The organism is Micromonospora sp. AMSO1212t, from assembly GCF_008868145.1.
GTDB lineage: Bacteria > Actinomycetota > Actinomycetes > Mycobacteriales > Micromonosporaceae > Micromonospora > Micromonospora tulbaghiae.
Map to the genome: position 1 here is coordinate 1 of NZ_WBKS01000267.1, position 669 is coordinate 669.

Sequence of the window (669 nt, forward strand, 5' to 3'; positions counted from 1 at the left end):
GGGTGGGCTCGGGTGTGGCTGGATTGGTGCCGTACATGCGGGTCTTGCCGCGCTGCACCTGGCCGGGGAGCATCCGGATGCCGGTGGCGGTCGCGCGGTGGCCGTACACGTCGGTGACCCGGATCTCGTACGGGCCGGGACCGGCCCCTGACTCGATCAGCCAGTAGTTGTAGTCCTGCCGCTGCGCCGCACGCCACGAGCCGTTCTGCCGCACCTCGACCGAGCGCAGCGGGTTGCCGTGGTCACCGACGAGGACGGCGAACCACCACTGCGACGAGCCCTCCTTCATCCGGAACGTGAGCGGACCGGGCAACCTCGGGTTCACCACCGCGCGGTAGCTGACCTTCACCACCCCCTGCACCGGATCGGCGATCCGGGCGAACGCCTCGGCGGAGAGGTCGAGGTGACCCGGCGCGCACTCCGGACACTGGTCCATCACCAGCACCCGCACGGTGCCCCGTGGGCCGGTGACGTCGAGGAAGCCGCCGCAGGAGGCGCCGGAGGCGTACTCGCCCGGGCCGAGCGCGACGTACATCCGGTCGGCGGGCGCGCCCGGCCGGGAGCAGTTGCCGCCGGCGCGCTCGGAGTCGTAGAAGGTCGCCTTGCCGCTGCGCGTCGCGCCGCCGACGGGCGGGGCGGCGGCCTGCCGCAGGCGGGCGGCCCAGTCGT

1 protein-coding gene is annotated in these 669 nt (G+C 73.7%); it reads right to left on the reverse strand.

What is annotated here, in order from left to right:
* The coding region (locus F8279_RS29745; RefSeq protein WP_151501717.1) for an expansin EXLX1 family cellulose-binding protein at positions 1-669 on the reverse strand (669 nt) is incomplete at both ends.